The organism is Herbidospora sakaeratensis (genome assembly GCF_001570525.1).
Taxonomy (GTDB): domain Bacteria; phylum Actinomycetota; class Actinomycetes; order Streptosporangiales; family Streptosporangiaceae; genus Herbidospora; species Herbidospora sakaeratensis.
Genome location: NZ_BBXC01000008.1, coordinates 430,318 through 449,476, shown reverse-complemented (window position 1 = coordinate 449,476; position 19,159 = coordinate 430,318). Strand labels below are relative to the sequence as shown.

Sequence of the window (19,159 nt, the reverse complement as noted above, 5' to 3'; positions counted from 1 at the left end):
TCATCCGGGGTACCGATTGCCCGGTATGGGCGCCACCCTCCCGAAGCGTCAGAGATACAGATGAGGGGGATGGAGTACGCAAATGGCTACCGACTACGACAGCCCGCGCAAGACTGACGACGACCTGAGCGAAGACAGCCTTCAGGAACTCCAGGCGCGGCGCAGCGACAAGTCGTCGGGCAGCATCGACATCGACGAGACCGATCTGGCCGAGTCGCTCGAGCTGCCGGGGGCTGACCTGTCGAACGAGGAGCTCTCGCTCCGAGTGATCCCTCGGCAGGCCGACGAGTTCACCTGTTCACGGTGCTTCCTGGTGCATCACCGCAGCCAGCTCGCCTCCGAGAAGAACGGACAGCAGGTCTGCCGCGAGTGCGCAGCCTGATTCCGGGAAGGGTCCGTTGATGTCCTCAGAAGCGGATCAGACCAGAGATCAGAGTAGAGATCGCGACGGCGACGACGAAGTCGCCGACATCATCGGCAAGCTTGTCAGCCAGGATGTACCGGGGGAAACTGACGGCGCCGAGCGGCGCAGGCTGCTCGGCCGCCTCAGCGGGGCACTGGCCACGTCCGCCAGGAAGGCGAGTGCCAGCGGGGTCGGCCGCGGCCGCTGGCTGGCCGACCTGTTCATGAACGTCGCCACGCGGCTGCCGATCCGCGACCTGGCGACCCTGCAGGAGCATCACTACGGTCTGACCGGCGAACAGCTGGCAGACGACCTCGTCCGCACCGCGACGAAGGCCACGATGGCCGTCGGCGCCGTGGGCGGCGCACTGGCCGCGGCGGAGTTCGCCGCGCCCCCTCTCCTCCTCTCCGCCCCGGCGCAGCTCGTCGCCGAGACCGTCGTCGTGGCCGCCATCGAGGTCAAGCTGCTGGGCGAGCTCCACGAGGTCTACGGCGTGCAGGTGCCCGGCACGGGGCCCACCCGGGCGGCGCAGTTCGCCATCGCCTGGTCCAAGCAGCGTGGGGTCGACCCCCTGAAGCCCGCGTCGGTCACGCTCGCCCTCGGGGCGGCCGCCAAGACCTCGCTGCGCAACCGGCTCATGCGGACCCTCGGCCGCCACCTGACCACCCTCGGCCCCTTCCTCACCGGCGCCGTGGCCGGCGGGGCGCTCAACCGGCTCGCCACCAAGCGGCTGGCCCAGGCGGTGCGCACCGATCTGCGCCGTCAGCGGGGTCTTCCCCCCGCTCCGCAGGGCTGATATCAAACCGTTACCATATGGTCTAAACCATTCGGTAACAGGTCACGACCTGCAGGAGATCATTCTCACACTTGACGTAATGAATTGTGCACGTCGATGGGGGTATGGGCGGTTCCGGGGACCTTACGTATGGTTGTCGTAAGGCGATAACTGGAGGGCTCATGCGTGGCACCAGCTCGTTCCTGATCGTCGCGAACCGGTTGCCGGTCGACCGTGTGGGCGAGAAACAATGGCGTCGCAGTCCAGGCGGCCTCGTGACCGCGATCGCTCCGGTGATGCAGCGGAGAGACGGGGCCTGGCTCGGGTGGCACGGCGCGGCCGGCGAAGAGCTCAAGCCGTTCGACCACGACGGGATGCACCTCATCCCCGTGCCGTTGTCGCAGCTCGAGGTCGAGTTCTACTACGAGGGCTTCTCCAACGCCACCTTGTGGCCCCTCTACCACGACGTCGTGGCGACCCCCGTCTACTCGCGGGTGCTCTGGGACGCGTACAGGGCGGTGAACGACCGGTTCGCGCGGGCGGCGGCCGACGCGGCGGCCCCCGGGGCGGTCGTGTGGATCCAGGACTACCAGCTCCAGCTGGTGCCGGCGATGCTGCGCAAGCTGCGGCCCGACCTGAAGATCGGCTTCTTCCTGCACATCCCCTTCCCGCCCGCCGAGCTGTTCTGGCAGCTCCCGTGGCGCAAGGAGATCCTCGAAGGGCTGCTCGGCGCCGACCTCGTGGGGTTCCAGCGTCCCGGCGGCGCCTCCAACTTCGTCCGGCTCGCCCGGCGGGTGCTCAACCTGCCGGCCAGCCGCAACGAGATCCAGGTCGACGACCGGATCGTGCGGGCCGAGGCCTACCCGATATCGGTCGACTTCGGCTCCCTCGACCAGTTGGTCCGCGAGCCCCACATCATGACGCGGGCCAAGGAGATCCGGGCCGAGCTCGGCAACCCCGACCACGTGCTGCTCGGCGTCGACCGGCTCGACTACACCAAGGGCATCGGCCAGCGCCTCAAGGCGTACGGCGAGCTGCTCGCCGAGGGCCGGATCGAGCCCGGCGAGGCGGTGTTCGTGCAGATCGCCACGCCCACCCGCGAGCGGGTCGAGGAGTACATCCGGCTGCGCAACGACATCGAGCTCCAGGTCGGCCGCCTCAACGGGGAGTACGGCCTGTTCGGCTGGTCGCCGATCAACTATATGCACCAGTCGTACAACCGCGAGGAGCTGGCGGCGCTCTACTGCGCGGCCGACGTCATGGTCGTGACGCCGCTGCGCGACGGCATGAACCTGGTGGCCAAGGAGTACGTCGCCTGCCGCCACGACCTGCGCGGGGCGCTGGTGCTGAGCGAGTTCGCCGGCGCCGCCGACGAGCTCAAGCACGCCTACCTGGTCAACCCCTACGACATCGACGGCATGAAGCGGGCCATGATGACCGCCATGCACGAGCCGCCGCACGAGCTCGGCCGCCGGATGCGCTCCCTGCGCCGCCGCGTCGCCACCCACGACGTCGACCGCTGGGCCAGCGACTTCCTCAAGGACCTCGAAGCCTGAAAGGCGGCCTTTCGGGAGAAAGGCCGCCTGTTCGAAAGCTAGTCTTTGATCTCTTCGGCGACGTCCTGGGCCATGTCCTTCCAGTTCTTCCAGCGCTTCGCCGCGGCCCGGGTGGCGACGATGCGGGTGACCTCCATGCCCAGCCCCATCACGACCGCGTAGGCGATGGCCTCGCCGAGGCTCACGTCGGGGGAGTCGACGCTGGCCGGGGGCTTGCGGCCGGTGGCCTTCTCCCAGGCGAAGGACAGGGCCTTCTTGGCGACGAAACCGACGGCCAGCCCCACCAGGCCGCCGACGATGCGCCACTGCATGTCCGGTTTCTCTTCCTTACCCGCCATGATCCCTCCTCGGTAACGACCTTATTCTGCTGCGTCCGCCCGGCCCGTACGCCATAACATCTGGTGGCATGACGACTCAGCGACCACTGCCCCCCGACAGGCCCTCCCTCGACGGCTTGGAGCAGGCATGGGTAGCCCGCTGGGCCGCCGACGACCTCTACCGGTTCGACCGGACCCGCCCGCGTGAGCAGATCTTCTCGATCGACACGCCGCCTCCCACCGTCTCCGGATCACTCCACGTCGGCCACGTCTTCTCCTATACCCACACCGACACGATCGCGCGGTTCCAGCGCATGCGCGGCAAGGCCGTCTTCTACCCCATGGGATGGGACGACAACGGCCTGCCGACCGAGCGCCGGGTGCAGATCGTCTTCGGCGTCCGGTGCGACCCCTCGGTGCCCTACGACCCCGATTTCCAGCCGCCCGACAAGCCCGGCAAGCAGCAGGTGCCGATCTCGCGGCGCAACTTCATCGAGCTCTGCGAGCGGCTGACCGTCGACGACGAGAAGGCGTTCGAGGAGCTCTGGCGGCGGCTCGGGTTGTCGGTCGACTGGTCGATGACCTACCAGACCATCGACGCGGGCGCCCGGGCGACCTCGCAGCGCGCGTTCCTGCGCAACCTGGAGCGCGGGCAGGCCTACCTGGCCGAGGCCCCGACCCTGTGGGACGTCACCTTCCGCACCGCCGTCGCCCAGGCCGAGCTCGAAGACCGCGAGTGGCCGGGCGCCTTCCACCGCATCGCCTTCCACCTGTCGCCCGAGCAGCAGGCGCAGGGGTTCTCCGGCCGGGTGTGGATCGAGACGACCCGGCCCGAGCTGATCCCGGCCTGCGTGGCGCTGGTCGCCCACCCCGACGACGAGCGCTACCGGCCGCTGTTCGGCTCGACCGTGCGCACGCCCGTCTTCGGGGCCGAGGTGCCGGTCCTCGCCCACCACCTGGCCGAACCCGACAAGGGCTCGGGCATCGCGATGATCTGCACCTTCGGCGACGTCACCGACGTCACCTGGTGGCGGGAGCTCGAACTGCCCACCCGCGCCGTGGTCGGCTGGGACGGCCGGATGCTGCCGGACGCCCCGGAGGGCGTGGACGCGGAGCCGTACAAGGAACTGGCCGGGAAGACCATGCACGGCGCGCGCGAGCGCATCGTCGAGATGCTCGCCGCGAGCGGTGAGCTCGAAGGGCAACCGCGGCCGGTGAAGCGGCCGGTCAAGTTCTACGAGAAGGGCGACAAGCCGCTCGAGATCGTGACCACCCGCCAGTGGTACATCCGCAACGGCGGCCGCGACGCCAAGCTGCGCTGGGAGATGCTCGACCGGGGCCGCGAGCTGATCTGGCACCCCGCCCACATGCGGGTCCGCTACGACAACTGGGTCGAGGGGCTGGCCGGCGACTGGCTGATCTCCCGGCAGCGGTTCTTCGGCGTGCCCATCCCGGTCTGGTACCAGCTCGACTCCGAGGGCGAGATCGTCTACGAGGCGCCGATCGTGCCGCCCGAGAGCATGTTGCCGATCGACCCGTCGAGCGACGTGCCGCCCGGTTTCACCGAAGACCTGCGCGGCAAGCCCTTCGGCTTCGCCGGCGACCCCGACGTCATGGACACCTGGGCGACCTCGTCGCTGACCCCGCAGATCGCGGGCGGCTGGGAGCGCGACGCCGACCTGTTCCGGCGGGTCTTCCCGATGGACCTGCGGCCCCAGGCCCACGAGATCATCCGCACCTGGTTGTTCTCCACGATGGTCCGGGCCCACCAGGAGGAAGGCGTGCTGCCGTGGAAGCACGCCGCCATCTCGGGCTGGATCCTCGACCCCGACCGCAAGAAGATGTCGAAGTCCAAGGGCAACGTGGTCACGCCCATGGGCCTGCTGGAGGAGTACGGCTCCGACGCCGTCCGCTACTGGGCCGCCAACGGCCGTCCGGGCACCGACACCACCTTCGACACCGGGATGATCAAGATCGGCCGCCGTCTGGCCATCAAGATCCTCAACGCGTCGAAGTTCGTGCTCTCCTTCGACGACAACCCCGGCGAGGTCACCGCGCCGCTCGACCTGTCGATGCTGGCCGCCCTCGACGAGGTGGTGCGCGACGCCACCCGCGCCTTCGAGGCGTTCGACTACACCAAGGCCCTCGAACGCACCGAGCGGTTCTTCTGGGCGTTCTGCGACGACCACCTCGAACTGGTCAAGGCGCGTGCCTACGACGGCGACGCCTCGGCCGTGGTCGCGCTGCGCGCCGCGCTCGACACCCTGCTGCGGCTGTTCGCGCCGTTCCTGCCGTTCGTGACCGAGGAGGTCTGGTCGTGGTGGCGGGAGGGCTCCGTCCACACCGCCGCCTGGCCGGCCGTCGCCGGTCGCGGCGGCGACCCCGAGGTGCTCGAAGCGGTGGCCGACGTGCTGGCGCGGGTGCGCAAGGCCAAGTCGGCGGCCAAGGTGTCGATGCGGGCCGAGGTGACCCGGCTCGACGTGCGCGGCGAGAAGGCCGACCTGGTCAGGCTCGCCCAGGACGACCTGTGCGCGGCGGGCAACGTCGAGGAGTTCGTGCTCGAGACGGCCGAAGGCCCGCTGGTGGTCAACACCGTCCTCGAAGAAGCCTAATCCGGTTGCGCGCCCGGCCTGTTCCCGTGCCAGGCTGGACGCGTGATCGCAGAACGTGAGCATGCCCATCCGGGGAAGGGCCGGCGGGCGGGCGTACCGCCCACACTGAACATCGTCGCGGCCTGGTCGTGGCGGGTCATCGTCATCGGCGTGGTCGTCTACTTCTTCGCCATGATCCTCGCCCGGCTGAGCTTCGTGACGCTCCCGGTCGCGATCGCGTTCCTGCTGACGGCGCTGCTCTACCCGATCACCAGCCGCCTGCGCCGGGCCGGGTTCCGGCCGATATACGCCACCTGGACGACCATGCTCGTCGCCCTGGCGTTCATCGGCGGCCTCGGCTTCCTGATCGGCAACCGGGCCAACGACGAGTTCCCCGGCCTGGTCGCGCAGATCCAGCAGACCGCGCGCGACGTGCAGGCGTGGCTGCTCACCGGGCCGCTCCACCTGCGCGAGGCGCAGATCGCCGACTTCGTCGAGGAGCTGACGCGGCAGATCAACGAGCAGCGCAGCCAGATCACCGACACCGTGCTGACCGGCGCCACCGCCCTGGTCGAGGCGCTGGCCGCGATCGTGCTGCTGCTGTTCGTGACGTTCTTCCTGCTCAAGGACGGCGACCGCATCTGGGCCTGGTTCCTGCGGGCGTTCGGCGGCGCGGCCGACCGGGTCGACCGGGCCGGGCGCGCCGCCTGGCGCACCCTGTCCCACTACGTGCTGGGCACCGTCGCGGTCGCGGCCGTGCACGCCGTGGTCATCGGCATCGTGCTGGCCGGCATGCGGGTGCCGCTGTGGGCGCCGCTCGCGGTGCTCATCTTCTTCGCCTCGTTCATCCCGATCGTCGGCATCTTCTTCGCCGGCGGCGTCGCCACCCTCGTCGTCTTCGGCTCGCAGGGCTGGGTGTACGCCCTGATCTTCGTCGGCGTGCTGGTGGTCGAGCAGCAGCTGGAGAACCACGTGCTGCAGCCGCTGATCGTCGGCCGGGCGCTGGAGTTCCACCCGCTGGCCATCATCATCGTGCTGGCCGTCGGCGGCATCATCGGCGGCATCGCGGGGGCCGTGGTGGCCGTCCCGGTCACGGCGGTGATCTACCGGGCGCTGCCCGAGCTGCGCCGCGACCGGCCCGCCGAACCGCCCAAGCCGGTCGAACCCGACCCGCCCGAACCAGAGCCCTCACCAGGCGCGGGAGACGCGGTCCCGGGTGGTCCAAACCGGTAGGGTTGCGATCCATGAGTGTCGAGGTGCTGATCCACCGGCTCGACCCTGAGCTGCCGCTACCCGCGTACGCCCATCCGGGCGACGCGGGCGCCGATCTCTACGCGGCCGAAGACGTCGAGTTGCTCCCGGGCGAGCGGGCCATGGTCGGCACGGGCGTGGCGATCGCGCTGCCCGACGGCTACGCCGCGTTCGTCCACCCACGTTCCGGGCTGGCCGCGAAACACGGCGTGACGCTGGTGAACGCGCCTGGAACGGTCGATGCCGGATACCGAGGCGAGATCAAGGTGACGCTGCTCAACACCGACCTCAAGGAGGCCGTCCGGCTGCGGCGCGGTGACCGCGTCGCCCAGCTGGTCATCCAGCGGGTCGAGAAGGCGGCGTTCTACGAGGTGGAGCGGCTGCCCGGATCGGCGCGCGGCGCCGGCGGCTTCGGCTCCACCGGCAGATAGGAAAGGTGACCATCGTGTTCCGACGCCGACGCGGCGCGGCCGAGACCCCGTCTGACAACCCGTCCGAGCCCACTCCCGGCCAGCAGACGGCCTCCGCGCCCGCGGGCCCGCCCCGCGAGTCCGGCCCGTGGGACGCCTCCGACGGCTACCCGCAGGCCGACCGGGTCGACCTGGGCGGGCTCCACCTGCCCATCGGGCCCGACTTCGAGGTCCAGCTCCAGGTGGCCGGCGACCAGATCGTCGGCGCGCTCGTGCTGGCCCACGAGAGCGCCCTGCAGCTGCACGCCTTCGCCGCCCCGAAGAAGTCGGGCCTGTGGGACGACCTGCGGGTCGAGCTCGCCCGCGACGTCGAGTCGGCCAAGGGCACCGTCGAGGAGACCGAGGGCCCCTTCGGCACCGAGCTCCACGCGGTCGTGCCGCAGGAGAACGGCCCCGCCGCCCCGATCCGCTACATCGGCGTCGACGGGCCGCGCTGGTTCCTGCGGGCCGTGATCACCGGCCGGGCCGCCGTCGACCCCAACGCCGCCGCCGTCCTCGAGGGCGTGGTGCGCGAGGTCGTGGTCGTCCGGGGCGACGACCCGATGGCGCCCCGCGAGGGCATCCCGCTCCAGCTCCCGCCCGAGGCCCGCCAGGCCCTGGAGGAGCAGTCGGAGGACAAGGGCTACGACCCCTACGAGCGCGGCCCGGAGATCACCGAGACCCGGTGAATTCCCGCTTTTGCCCGGTCGATATGCGACCGTTATGCACCCGGACGCCCATCGCCTAGGCTGAAGCATCATGAGCACACAGGAGCCCGTCAAAAAGGGCGGACTACGCGGCTTCTTCCGGCGGCTGGCCACCAGCCAGGCCGAGCTGGAGGCGGCCGAGCTACAGGAAGACCTCGAAAGTCACGGGGCCACTCCCATCGCGGCGTGTGGCCAGCGCCAGCGTTTCTGCGTGGCCGGTACCCTTCGTACGGTGACCCTCCGGCCACGAGGCGGCGCCCCGGCACTCGAAGCCGAGCTGTACGACGGCTCCGACGTCATCGACCTGGTCTGGCTGGGCCGACGCAAGATCGTCGGCATCGAGCCGGGCCGGGTGGTCCGGGCCGAGGGCCTCGTGAGCCTGCAAGACGGTCGCAAGGTCATGTTCAACCCGCGGTACGAACTTCGCCCAACCGGGTGACGAGGAACGGTGAACCACACGTGAGCACTGCCGAAGAGGCCGCGCCGCCACCCCCGGTGAGCGCCCACGAGACCGTCGAGGCCGTGGTCAGGGCCCAGATCGCCAAGGCGTTCGGCGGCAAGCGGGGCACCGTCGAGGCGGCCGTGCCGACGATCGCCTTCACGCTGACCTGGATCTTCACCGAAGACCTGAAGTTCTCCGTGATCCTGTCGGTCGCGCTGTCGGTGGTGCTGCTGGTCGCCCGCATCGTGCAGCGCTCGACGCCGCAGTTCGTGCTCAACAGCCTCTTCGGCATCGGCATCGGCGCGTTCTTCGCGCTGCGCAGCGGCAACGCGGAGGACGCGTTCCTGCCCGGCATGCTCTGGATCGCGGTCGTCGAGGCGCTGATGATCTTGTCGATCCTGGTGCGCTGGCCGTTCCTGGGCTTTCTCCTGGGGGCCACCAACCCCGACGACCCGATCGCCTGGCACCGCGACAAGAGCATCGTCGACCTGTGCGTGAAGCTCTCGTGGATCATGGCCCTGCCCGGCCTGATCAAACTGAGCGTGCAGATCCCGCTCTACCTGGCGGGCAGCGACTACGTCTTCTGGCTCGGCATCGCCAAGGTCGCCCTCGGCTGGCCGGTCTACCTGGCCGCGCTGGCCACGGTGGGCTGGATGCTGGCCCGCGGCCGGACCGCCCAGCCCACCTCGTAACGGATCAGTGGGGCGCGAGGAGCTGGGCCAGCTCCTCCTCGACCTCCTGGCTGGCCACGAACAGCAGTTCGTCGCCGGCCTCGAGCGGGTCGTCGGCCGAGGGCACCAGCACCCGGCCCTCACGCAGGATCGCCACCAGCGCCGAATCGGTCGGCCACGGCACCGAACCGGCCCGCTGGCCCACCACGGGCGCGTCTTCGGGCAGGGTCAGCTCGACCAGGTTGGCCTGGCCCTGGCGGAACGTCATCAGCCGCACCAGGTCGCCGACGCTGACCGCCTCTTCGACGAGCGCGCTGATCAGGCGCGGCGTGGAGACCGCGACGTCGACGCCCCACGACTCGTTGAACAACCACTCGTTCTTCGGGTGGTTGATGCGGGCGACCACCCGCGGCACGCCGTATTCGGTCTTGGCCAGCAGCGAGACGACCAGGTTGACCTTGTCGTCGCCCGAGGCGGCGATCACGACGTGGCAGGCGTTCAGCCCGGCCTCGTCGAGCGCGGAGATCTCACAGGCGTCGGCGAGCAGCCACTCGGCCCTCGGCACGCTGTCGATCTTGATGGCCTTGGGGTCGATGTCGATCAGCAGCACCTCGTGGCCGTTCTCCAGGAGCTCGGCCGCGATCGAGCGGCCGACGGCGCCCGCCCCCGCGATCGTGACGCGCATCAGTTCTCCTCGGTCTCGGCCGGAGTGCCGGACAGCACCTTGTTGATGTGGTCCATGTGGCTGCCCACGGCGACGACGTGGAGCACGTCGCCCTCCTGGAGCATGGTGTCCTCGGTCGGCACGACCGCCTCGCCCATCCGGTTGAAGAACGCGACCCGGCCGCCGACGGCGTTCTCGAGGTCGACCGCGCGGGTGCCGATCCAGGCCGGGTTGTAGGTGACCTCGGCCAGCACGACGGTGCCGGTCGGGTCGCGCCACAGCGGCTCGGCGCCCTCGGGCAGCACCCGGCGCAGGATCTGGTCGGCCGTCCAGCGCACGGTGGCCACGGTCGGGATGCCCAGGCGCTGGTAGACCTCGGCGCGGCGGGGGTCGTAGATGCGGGCCACGACGTTGTCGACGCCGAAGGTCTCGCGGGCCACCCGGGCGCTGATGATGTTGGAGTTGTCGCCGCTGGACACGGCGACGTAGGCCTGGGCCGACTCGATGCCGGCCTCTTCCAGGACGTCGCGGTCGAAGCCGATTCCGGTGACCCGGCGCCCACGGAACCCCGCGCGCAGGCGGCGGAACGCCTGGGGATCACGATCGATGATCGCGACCGAATGGCCGTTGTCCTCCAGGATGTGGGCGAGCGTGGATCCCACGCGCCCGCACCCCATGATCACGATGTGCATGCTCCCCGCCGATGTCGAGACGTCGATGGGGACAGTATCCCGTCTACCGGCACCGCCGCGTGCCGTGTCCCTGGTCAGGGCGGCTACGCTTCTCAGTCGTGCCAAAGGTGACGGATCTCGTCAAGCGCCTTGTGGTCGGGCGCGCCTTGCGCAGCACCGAACTGCACGGGCAGCTCCTGCCCAAGCGCGTCGCCCTGCCGGTCTTCGCCAGCGACGCGCTCTCCTCCGTGGCCTACGCGCCGCAGGAGATCCTCGTCATCCTCTCGATCGCCGGCGTCGCCGCCTATAACTTCAGCCCGTGGGTCGCCGTGGGCGTCGTCGTGATCATGCTGACGGTGGTGGCGTCGTACCGGCAGAACGTGCACGCCTACCCCTCGGGCGGCGGCGACTACGAGGTGGCCACGGTCAACCTCGGGCCCAACGCCGGGCTTACGGTGGCCAGCGCGCTGCTGGTCGACTACGTGCTCACGGTGGCGGTGTCGGTCGCCAACGGGGTCGACTACGTCGGCGCGACCATCCCGTTCGTGGCCACCCACAAGCCGCTCGTGGCGATCGTCATCGTGGTGGTCCTGACGCTGATGAACCTGCGGGGCATCCGCGAGTCGGGCATCGCGTTCGCGGTGCCCACCTATCTGTTCATGGCGTCCGTGGTCGGCATGATCCTGTGGGGGCTGTTCCGGCTGGTCGTCCTGGGCGACGAGCTGCGCGCCCCGACGGCCGGGTTCGACGTGGTGCCCGAGGAGATGGACCTGGCCGGGTTCGCCATGGCGTTCCTGGTGCTGCGGGCGTTCGCGTCGGGCTGCGCGGCGCTGACCGGGGTCGAGGCGATCAGCAACGGGGTGCCGGCCTTCCGCAAGCCCAAGAGCCGCAACGCCGCGACCACGCTGCTGCTGATGGGCACCGTCGCCGTCAGCATGTTCAGCGGCATCATCTTCCTCGGCCTGAAGGCGGGCGTGACGGTCGCCGAGCCGGCCCACGTCGCCAGCGGCCTGCTGCGGCCCGACGGCACGGCGGTCGGCTCGAACTACTACCAGGAGCCGATCATCTCGCAGGTCGCCTCGGCCGTCTTCGGGCCGGGCACGCTGCTGTTCATCCTGGTCTCGGCCGTGACGGCGCTGATCCTGTTCCTGGCGGCCAACACGGCGTTCAACGGCTTCCCGGTGCTGGGCTCGATCCTGGCGCAGGACCGCTACCTGCCCCGCCAGCTGCACACCCGGGGCGACCGGCTGGCGTTCAGCAACGGCATCATCATCCTGGCCGCCGGGGCGGGCCTGCTGATCTGGGCCTTCGACGCCGACGTCAGCAAGCTGCTGAACCTCTACATCGTGGGCGTGTTCGTGTCGTTCACGCTCAGCCAGACCGGCATGGTCCGCCACTGGACCCGGATGTTGCGCACCGAGACCGACGCCAAGGTCCGGTTCCAGATGATGCGGGCCCGGGTGATCAACGGGTTCGGCGGCGTGATGACGGGGATCGTGCTCGTGGTCGTGCTGATCACGAAGTTCACCCACGGCGCCTACATCGTCTGCATCGCCATGCCGGTGCTGTTCCTGATGATGAAGGGCATCCGGCACCACTACGACGCGGTCGCGACCGAGTTGTCGGCGCCGGAGGACGACGTCGACGCCTCGATGCTGCCGGCCCGCAACCACGCGATCGTGCTGGTCTCCAAGATCCACAAGCCGACGCTGCGGGCGCTGGCCTACGCCCGCGCCACCCGCCCCTCGACCCTGGAGGCCGTCTCGGTCGGCGTCGACCCGGCCGAGTCGCAGCGGCTCCAGGAGGAGTGGGACCGGCGCGGCATCCCCGTGACGCTGAAGATCCTCGACTCGCCCTACCGCGAGATCACCCGGCCCATCCTCGAGTACGTCAAGTCGCTGCGCCGCCGCTCCCCGCGCGACGTGGTGACCGTCTACATCCCCGAGTACGTCGTGGGCCGCTGGTGGGAGCACCTGCTGCACAACCAGAGCGCGCTGCGGCTGAAGGCGAAGCTGCTGTTCAAGCCCGGGGTCATGGTCACCAGCGTGCCCTGGCAGCTCCAGTCGGCCGACCGGGTCATCGGCCGGGTCGAACCGGCCGCGCCGGGCTCGGTGCGACGACCTTATGGATCTTCGTCCGGTCGGTCCGACGGTCAGTCCAAGGCATGATGGAGGGATGCTTGAACTGACGGTGGGCCAGGTGGCCAATGGCGGATGGTGCGTCGCCCGGCACGACGGGCGGGTGGTGTTCGTCAGGCACGCGCTTCCCGGAGAGCGCGTGCGGGCCCGGGTCACCGAGGAGACGGCCCGGTTCCTCCGCGCCGACGCGGTGGAGATCCTGGAGCCCTCGCCCGACCGGGTGACCCCGCCCTGCCCCTTCAGCGGGCCGGGCAAGTGCGGCGGCTGCGACTGGCAGCACGCCTCCCTGGAGGCGCAGCGACGCCTGAAGGCCGACGTCGTGGCCGAACAGTTGTCCCGCCTGGCGGGAATCGAGCGGGAGATCACGGTCGAGGAGGTGCCCGGCGCGCCCGACGGCCTCGGCTGGCGCACCCGCGTCCAGTACGCCACCGGCCGCGACGGCCTGCTGGGCCTGCGCCGCCACCGGTCCCACGACGTCGAGCCGGTGACCGACTGCCTGATCGCCGACCCCGCGATCGAGGAACTGCGCGTCGCCACCGAGGGCTGGCGCGGCGCGTCGTCGGTGGAGTTCATCGCCTCGACCGGCGGCGACCACGCGGTCGTGGTCACCCCCAAGCCCCACCGCGAGGTGCGCATCCCCGACATCGACGCGAGCGTGATGCTCGACGAGGGCCGCCGCGGCACCCGCGTCCTCCAGGGCCACGGAACCCTGACCGAACGGGTCGGCGACCGCGACTTCCGCGTCTCGGCCAGCGGCTTCTGGCAGGTCCACCCCGGCGCCGCCGCGACCCTGCTCGACGCCGTGCTCGACTTCGCCCAGCCGAAGCCGGGGGAGTGGGCCCTCGACCTCTACTGCGGCGCCGGCCTGTTCGCCGCCGGCCTGGCCGAGGCGGTCGGCCCCTCGGGCGCCGTGCTCGGCATCGAGAGCGAGGCCCAGGCGGTGCAGGACGCCCGGTGGAACCTGCGCGGCGTCGCCCAGGTCTCCTTCGAGCGCGGCCGGGTCGAGGAGGCCCTCGACCGGCTGGAGATCGAACGCGCCGACCTGGTCGTGACCGACCCGCCTCGGGCGGGGCTGGGGCGCGAGGTCGTGGATCGCGTGGCGGGGCTGCGCGCCTCCCGGATCGTGTACGTGTCGTGCGATCCGGCGACCCTGGCGCGGGACATCAAGTGGTTCGGGGAACACGGCTACGACCTGGCTGACATCCGCGCTTTCGACCAGTATCCGATGACGCATCACGTGGAGTGCGTGGCGCTGCTGGTCAGAGGCTAGATTACTTCGCTGACCTGGGGTTCTGTGAATAGCGATTGTTCCGCAGAACTCCAGGTCGCCCCATCGAGCATCAAGATTCCCCCAGGACGGATTCCGCTACTTCGCCGCAGACGTCAAGCCGTGTGTCGCGGAGGACGGCGGCGACCGTTTCGCCCGCCCCCTGCCCTCTTCATGAGCGAAGGCGTGTTCAGCGTCCCCGTGTACCCCAGGACCGCCTGGTGCGGGTCGGCCGGTGTGCCCGCGGATGGATCCCCCTCGAAGTCCCCCAGGACAGCAGGCCGGCCATGCTGCTCTACCGGCCGCTAGGCAGTGACGCCCTGGAGCGACGGCTGAGCCGGTCAGCGATATCGAGAGCCCTGCGGCGGCTTCCTCTCCGCGTTCATTCCATCCAGGGTGGCGGCTACTTCTTCGGCGGCCGATGCCTCCGGAGGGACGGCGGTTCACCCGTTTCTGAGTGATGACGGCTTCCGGCCACTCCCGGGCGCGAACGGGCAACGGAGATGGCGCGTCTGATCATTGACCCGCCGATGACGACTTTCGAGACTCGGAGAGTCAGACAGCGTTTCCGATGGGAGGTCGAAACACGTGTTCCGGCGATTGTTCGTCGTTGTGACGATCTTGGCGACATGCCTCGTCGCCATGCCTCAGGCGGCCCATGCCCAGTCCTGGAAGAACTACAGAATCACCAACACGTGGCACTGCAAGCCGGATGCGTCCAACACATGGATGATCACGATCACCGTCTGCACCGTGATCAACGGAACCCTCGCCCAGGGGGTCGTGATCGTCTCGAACAACACCGAGGAATGGTTGTCCGTCCAGGCCGACGTCTGGGCCTACTCCCGGGGCGCCGAAGTAGACGACTCCTCCGACTCGTGCGACTGGGCCAATCTCGGATTGGGAAGCTCGGCGTGCTTCGGCCCCACTTTCAGCCTGCCCTGCACGGCCAACGTCCAGGGTTACGCGAAGGTGGGCTACAGCTACGCCTGGGAGGACTCGCCCGTCGACTACCGCGAGGCGTACGCGGCGACGAACCAGATGTGCATCACCACCTGAAACGATGACGGCGGCGGGTCGCACGTGCGGACCGCCGCCGTCATCGAGTCATCGGCTGAAGGATGCGTACTTCGCATGGCAAGCAGCACGTTCTGGACGCCCGGGGTGCGCGGGTCCAGCGCAGGTTGAGGGCGTTCATAGCAGCTGGTGAGCGCGCCGTCTCCCCGCTCACGAGGAGCTCATCTCGGCCAGGCCCTTCTCCAGGGTCACGTCGGGCGAGTAGCCGAGTTCTGATCTCGCGGCGGTGATGTCGTAGGAGCGGTCGCGGCCGGTGAAGCTGACGAGCCAGTTCGTCAGCGGGGGCGCCGACTTCCGGCGGAGCAGGCGTGCCGTGCGGTCCATCAGCGCCGCCATGGGCGCGGCCACCGCCAGGGGGACGCTGCGGCTCTTCGACAGATCCACGCCGCGGGTCGCCAGCAGGGGGGTGAGGAAGTCCCGGATGGGCGTCGGGGCGCCGTCGGTCACGTAGTAGACCCCACCGCTGCGGCCCCGGGTGAGCGCGAGGAGCGTGGCGGCGACCAGGTTGCCGACGTGCACGAAATCGACGATGTGCCTGCCGTGGTCGATCCAGGCGAACCGCCCGGCTTCGGCGACCCCGGCCAGTTCGTCGATCGTCGTCATGCCGCGACCCCAGATGAACGGCGGGCGGAGCACCACCAGTTCGGTGTTCCCGCCGGGGGCTCCCCGGAGTGCGCGCTCGGTGGCCAGCTTGACGCGGCTGTAGGCGATGTTCGGTCTGCCCTCCGGTGTCGACTCGTCGACGACGGGACGACGTTGACTGCCCGTGGAGACGGATGCGGCGCTGACGAGCACGAAGCGCCGCACTCCGGCCGCCACGCTCGCGGCGTGCAGGGCGACCGTCGGCACGTGGTTGGCGCGTTCGAAGAGCGCGTCGGGACCCCAGAACTCCATGTGCGCCGCGACGTGCACGACCGCGTCGGCCTCTCGCAGCCTGGCGAGCCACGGCGGGGGGTCGGTGAGATCACCTGGAACGGGTTCGGCGCCGGCCGCGCGTACCCGCCGAATGCTCGGGCCCGATCGGGCGAGGGCCAGGACCTCGTGTCCTTCCGCGATGAGGCGATGGACGAGAGCGCCGCCGACGAAACCGCCGCCGCCGGTGATGAAGATCTTCACCCTTCTGCTCCTTTCATTGGCATCGAATAGTTTGACATCGATGCATCTATGTCAATGTAACCTCCCGTACGATGGGTGCGTCAAGCAGGAGGTGGGCGATGCCAGACGGCGGGAAGCGGCTGACGGCGGCACAGGTCGCCGATGAGTTCAGCCGTACGGCGAAGGTGCTCGTGCGTCACTTCAACGAGCGCCTGGGCGAGCACGGGGTGTCGACGCCGAGGTCCCGCCTGGTGGTGGAGGTGGCCCGGTCGCAACCGGTTCGCCTGACCGAGCTCGCTCTCGCGGTCGGCATCGCCCAGGGGACCGCCTCCACCCTGGTCGACGCGCTCGTCCGCGACGGCCTGCTCGAACGCCAGGCCAGCACCGACGACCGCCGGTCCGTTCTCCTCCGGGTGACGGCGCAGGGGGCCGCACTGGCTCAGGACTGGACGGCCGGCTACGAACTGGCCGCGGAAGAGCTGTTCAGGCCGCTCACCTCGGAGCAGTTGTCGACACTGGTCGACATACTGCGGGTGCTCGGCGCCGACGAGCCGTCGGGGCCGGCAGCCGACGGGCGAGGCTGAGCTCGCGAACGATCGCGGCCTGACGGCGTGTGCGCCTGGTACACCAACCAATCCGGTCAGTAACGGCGGTTCACCGGACACCTGGGGCAACCCTGGGAGTGAGCACCCCCGAGGAGCCTCATGAGAGTGACCGCCTTACTGGGCCTCGTCCTGGCCCTGACCGCCTGCGGCACCGCGACCGGCGAGGCCCCCGGAGCCCAGGCGCACGACCCGGTCAACGCGGCGGCCTGTCTGGAGTTCGCCCTGGCCGCCGACGACCTCCGCGCGGCGGCCCAGGCCACGGCGGCCGAACTCCGCGCCGCGCTGACCCCGGCACTGCGCCACATGGACCGCGCCGTCCAGGCCGCCAACGGTGAGGTCGCCCCCCTGATGGACGACGCCGTGCTGGCCGCCGAAGCGGCCGACGCCACGGCCCTGGCGACGGCGCTGAGCGCGGTCGAGGGGGCGTGCCGCAGAGCGGGCACCCCGATCGAGGTGCCCTTCGGCTACTGACGCGGCGCCGTCAGGATCTGGGCGACGGCCGCCGCCGGGGTCGCGCCCCTGATCGACAGTTCGCCCAGGCTGTTCCTGGTCTGGAAGGCCACCAGCGTCTTGGCGTCGGCGACCGTCAGGTCGTCGGGGCTGGCCAGGACCGGGGTGAGGCCCAGGTGGGGCCAGGCGGGGCGGTCGAGCAGGCGGGTCAGTTGGCGGTTGGCCGCGTGGGCGGCGTCGGCCAGGGCGCGGAGGTTGTCGCGGGCGCCGGGGCTGAAGGGCACCAGCACGTTGACCCGGCCGATCTCCGCGCCCGCCGCGCGGGTCGCCTTGAGCATCGCGCGGTCGGCGATCGACAGGCCCGTTCTGGTCGCGGGGAGGGTCATCGTCACCATCAGTTCGGAGCCGACCTTGCGGGCCTCCTCCTGGAGGCGCTGGATCGCGGCCGCCCGGCGGCCGGCCGTGACCAGGTCGGCCGAGTCGGTCACCTCGAAGTCGATCAGCCAGGGGCGGTAGGCCTTCAGGACCGACCGGTAGGCGCGCAGCAGCCGGGCCGGGCCGGCGCAGGTCGCGGCGAGTTCGGCGCCGCGGGGGCCGCCGAACGACAGGCCCACGGGGCGGCCGGTCTTGTGGAGGGTCGACACCAGGGGTCTCTTCGCCGAGGCGGGCAGGCCGCTCCACGTCGGCAGGCAGCCGGTGGCGTTGACGTGGCCGACCAGGTAGGACGGCGCCCGCGAGATGCCGCCCTCCTCGCGGATCGCGTCGACGAACGTCACGTAGGGCACGGTCTGCTCGGGCTTGGGGGCCACCGCGACGGCGGGGGCGGCGGCCACGGGCGGGGTGACGGGCGCGGCCCATTCGGGCAGCGGTTCGGCCGGCAGCAGCACGAGGGCGGCGGCCGTGGCCCCGACGAGGGCGGTCGCGGCGGCCATGACGAGGGCGCGCGGAGGGGTGCCCATGGGGCGGGGCCGAGGAGCGGAATCCAACTGGTTCACCACCGAGCGTCGCGCGACGACTACTATCCGCAAGGGACCCTAGCAAGGGCCGGACGGCGATAATGGCCGAATGAAGTTGAGGATCTTCACCGAGCCCCAGGAGGGCGCGACCTACGACGATCTGCTCGCGGTCGCGCGGGCGGCCGAGCGGCTGGGGTTCGACGCGTTCTTCCGATCCGACCACTATCAGGCGTTCGACGCCGACGATCCCGGCCCGGGATCGACCGACGCCTGGATCACCCTCGCCGGGCTGGCCCGCGAGACCACGACGATCCGGCTCGGCACCCTGGTGACCCCCGCGACCTTCCGCCTCCCCGGCCCGCTGGACATCAGCGTCGCCCAGGTCGACCAGATGAGCGGCGGCCGCGTCGAGCTGGGTCTCGGCACCGGCTGGTACGACGCCGAGCACCGCTCCTACGGCATCCCCTTCCCTCCGGTGAAGGAGCGCTTCGACCGTCTTGAGGAGCAGCTCGCGATCGTCACGGGCCTCTGGGCGGCCGAGAAGCCGTTCTCGTACGCCGGAACGCACTACCAGCTGACCGACTCCCCGGCCCTGCCCAAGCCGGTGCAGACCCCCCTCCCGATCATCATCGGCGGCTTCGGCGCCACCCGCACCCCCCGGTTGGCGGCGGCCTACGCGGCCGAGTACAACATCCCCTTCCGCTCCCTCGACGACGTCGCCACGGGCTTCGCCCGGGTCCGGGCCGCCGCCGCCGAGACCGGCCGGTCGCTGGTCTACTCCGTCGCCCAGACCGTCTGCGTCGGCGCCGACGAGACCGAGGTGGCCCGCCGCGCCGAGGCCATCGGCCAGTCGCCCGCGCAGCTGCGGTCGGGCGGGATCGCGGGCACGCCGGAGGAGGTCGTCGACAAGATCGGCCGCTTCGGCGAACTGGGCGCCGAGCGCGTCTACCTCCAGGTCATGGACCTGTCCGACCTCGACCACCTCGACCTGATCGCGCGCGAGGTCCTGCCGCACGTCTGAGAGGCGAGAACACCGGAGCGACCGGGGAAACCCGGTCGCTCCCGGCATTTACG

The 19,159-nt window shown here is 70.4% G+C and carries 20 protein-coding genes; 15 read left to right on the top strand and 5 right to left on the bottom strand.

Annotation, left to right across the window (positions count from 1 at the left end):
- Positions 1-82 precede the first annotated feature (82 nt).
- From AW271_RS07855 to AW271_RS07845, 3 genes are all read left to right on the top strand, one after another.
- Positions 83-382: a DUF4193 domain-containing protein gene (locus AW271_RS07855; protein WP_030454398.1), complete on the top strand. Its 300-nt coding sequence runs from the start codon at positions 83-85 to the stop codon at positions 380-382.
- Positions 383-401: 19 nt separating this feature from the next.
- Positions 402-1,199, top strand: a complete 798-nt coding sequence (locus AW271_RS07850) for a hypothetical protein (RefSeq protein WP_062334151.1) — start codon at positions 402-404, stop codon at positions 1,197-1,199.
- A gap of 161 nt (positions 1,200-1,360) precedes the next feature.
- Positions 1,361-2,734: an alpha,alpha-trehalose-phosphate synthase (UDP-forming) gene (locus AW271_RS07845; protein ID WP_062334148.1), complete on the top strand. Its 1,374-nt coding sequence runs from the start codon at positions 1,361-1,363 to the stop codon at positions 2,732-2,734.
- Between the two features lie 38 nt (positions 2,735-2,772).
- Here the strand turns inward: AW271_RS07845 and AW271_RS07840 are convergent, their stop codons facing one another.
- Positions 2,773-3,072: a DUF4235 domain-containing protein gene (locus tag AW271_RS07840; protein WP_062334145.1), complete on the bottom strand. Its 300-nt coding sequence runs from the start codon at positions 3,070-3,072 to the stop codon at positions 2,773-2,775.
- A gap of 68 nt (positions 3,073-3,140) precedes the next feature.
- On the opposite strand from AW271_RS07840, the gene valS reads away from it, so the two are divergent.
- From valS to AW271_RS07810, 6 genes are all read left to right on the top strand, one after another.
- Positions 3,141-5,663, top strand: a complete 2,523-nt coding sequence (gene valS / locus AW271_RS07835) for a valine--tRNA ligase (RefSeq protein ID WP_062334142.1) — start codon at positions 3,141-3,143, stop codon at positions 5,661-5,663.
- A gap of 42 nt (positions 5,664-5,705) precedes the next feature.
- Entirely contained in the window at positions 5,706-6,875 is a 1,170-nt protein-coding gene (locus AW271_RS07830) for an AI-2E family transporter (protein WP_245652980.1), read from the top strand.
- Positions 6,876-6,886: 11 nt separating this feature from the next.
- Positions 6,887-7,324, top strand: a complete 438-nt coding sequence (gene dut / locus AW271_RS07825; protein WP_030454392.1) for a dUTP diphosphatase — start codon at positions 6,887-6,889, stop codon at positions 7,322-7,324.
- Positions 7,325-7,338: 14 nt separating this feature from the next.
- On the top strand, positions 7,339-8,031 hold the full coding sequence (locus tag AW271_RS07820) for a DUF3710 domain-containing protein (protein ID WP_083976395.1): 693 nt from the start codon (positions 7,339-7,341) through the stop codon (positions 8,029-8,031).
- Positions 8,032-8,101: 70 nt separating this feature from the next.
- A complete protein-coding gene (locus AW271_RS07815; protein ID WP_062334139.1) occupies positions 8,102-8,488 on the top strand; it encodes an OB-fold nucleic acid binding domain-containing protein in 387 nt (128 codons plus the stop codon).
- 20 nt (positions 8,489-8,508) lie between these two features.
- Positions 8,509-9,183 (top strand): DUF3159 domain-containing protein, encoded by a 675-nt coding sequence (locus AW271_RS07810; RefSeq protein WP_062334136.1) that lies wholly within the window; start codon positions 8,509-8,511, stop codon positions 9,181-9,183.
- Positions 9,184-9,187: 4 nt separating this feature from the next.
- Here AW271_RS07810 and AW271_RS07805 read toward each other — a convergent pair whose 3' ends face one another.
- Positions 9,188-9,847 (bottom strand): potassium channel family protein, encoded by a 660-nt coding sequence (locus AW271_RS07805; protein WP_062334133.1) that lies wholly within the window; start codon positions 9,845-9,847, stop codon positions 9,188-9,190.
- Positions 9,847-10,518 carry a potassium channel family protein gene (locus tag AW271_RS07800; protein ID WP_062334130.1) on the bottom strand — a complete coding sequence of 224 codons (672 nt, stop codon included), beginning with the start codon at positions 10,516-10,518 and terminating at the stop codon, positions 9,847-9,849. Before AW271_RS07800 ends, AW271_RS07805 begins: the two co-directional genes overlap by 1 nt.
- A gap of 98 nt (positions 10,519-10,616) precedes the next feature.
- Between AW271_RS07800 and AW271_RS07795 the strand changes: the two genes are divergently transcribed.
- From AW271_RS07795 to AW271_RS07785, 3 genes are all read left to right on the top strand, one after another.
- Positions 10,617-12,665, top strand: coding sequence for an APC family permease (locus tag AW271_RS07795; protein ID WP_062334127.1), 2,049 nt, complete (start codon positions 10,617-10,619; stop codon positions 12,663-12,665).
- Positions 12,666-12,672: 7 nt separating this feature from the next.
- Positions 12,673-13,905, top strand: a complete 1,233-nt coding sequence (locus AW271_RS07790) for a class I SAM-dependent RNA methyltransferase (RefSeq protein ID WP_062334125.1) — start codon at positions 12,673-12,675, stop codon at positions 13,903-13,905.
- A gap of 726 nt (positions 13,906-14,631) precedes the next feature.
- Positions 14,632-14,961 carry a hypothetical protein gene (locus AW271_RS07785; RefSeq protein ID WP_062334122.1) on the top strand — a complete coding sequence of 110 codons (330 nt, stop codon included), beginning with the start codon at positions 14,632-14,634 and terminating at the stop codon, positions 14,959-14,961.
- A 168-nt stretch (positions 14,962-15,129) separates the two neighbouring features.
- Here the strand turns inward: AW271_RS07785 and AW271_RS07780 are convergent, their stop codons facing one another.
- Positions 15,130-16,095, bottom strand: coding sequence for an NAD-dependent epimerase/dehydratase family protein (locus tag AW271_RS07780; RefSeq protein WP_062334120.1), 966 nt, complete (start codon positions 16,093-16,095; stop codon positions 15,130-15,132).
- A gap of 98 nt (positions 16,096-16,193) precedes the next feature.
- On the opposite strand from AW271_RS07780, the gene AW271_RS07775 reads away from it, so the two are divergent.
- Both AW271_RS07775 and AW271_RS07770 read left to right on the top strand, forming a co-directional pair.
- Positions 16,194-16,658 carry a MarR family winged helix-turn-helix transcriptional regulator gene (locus tag AW271_RS07775; RefSeq protein WP_062334117.1) on the top strand — a complete coding sequence of 155 codons (465 nt, stop codon included), beginning with the start codon at positions 16,194-16,196 and terminating at the stop codon, positions 16,656-16,658.
- Between the two features lie 126 nt (positions 16,659-16,784).
- On the top strand, positions 16,785-17,150 hold the full coding sequence (locus AW271_RS07770) for a hypothetical protein (protein ID WP_062334114.1): 366 nt from the start codon (positions 16,785-16,787) through the stop codon (positions 17,148-17,150).
- On the opposite strand, the gene AW271_RS07765 is transcribed toward AW271_RS07770, so the two are convergent.
- Entirely contained in the window at positions 17,144-18,088 is a 945-nt protein-coding gene (locus AW271_RS07765) for a glycoside hydrolase family 18 protein (RefSeq protein WP_062334111.1), read from the bottom strand. The genes AW271_RS07770 and AW271_RS07765 overlap by 7 nt on opposite strands.
- A 106-nt stretch (positions 18,089-18,194) precedes the next feature.
- On the opposite strand from AW271_RS07765, the gene AW271_RS07760 reads away from it, so the two are divergent.
- Positions 18,195-19,106, top strand: a complete 912-nt coding sequence (locus tag AW271_RS07760) for an LLM class F420-dependent oxidoreductase (protein ID WP_062334108.1) — start codon at positions 18,195-18,197, stop codon at positions 19,104-19,106.
- Positions 19,107-19,159: the final 53 nt, after the last annotated feature.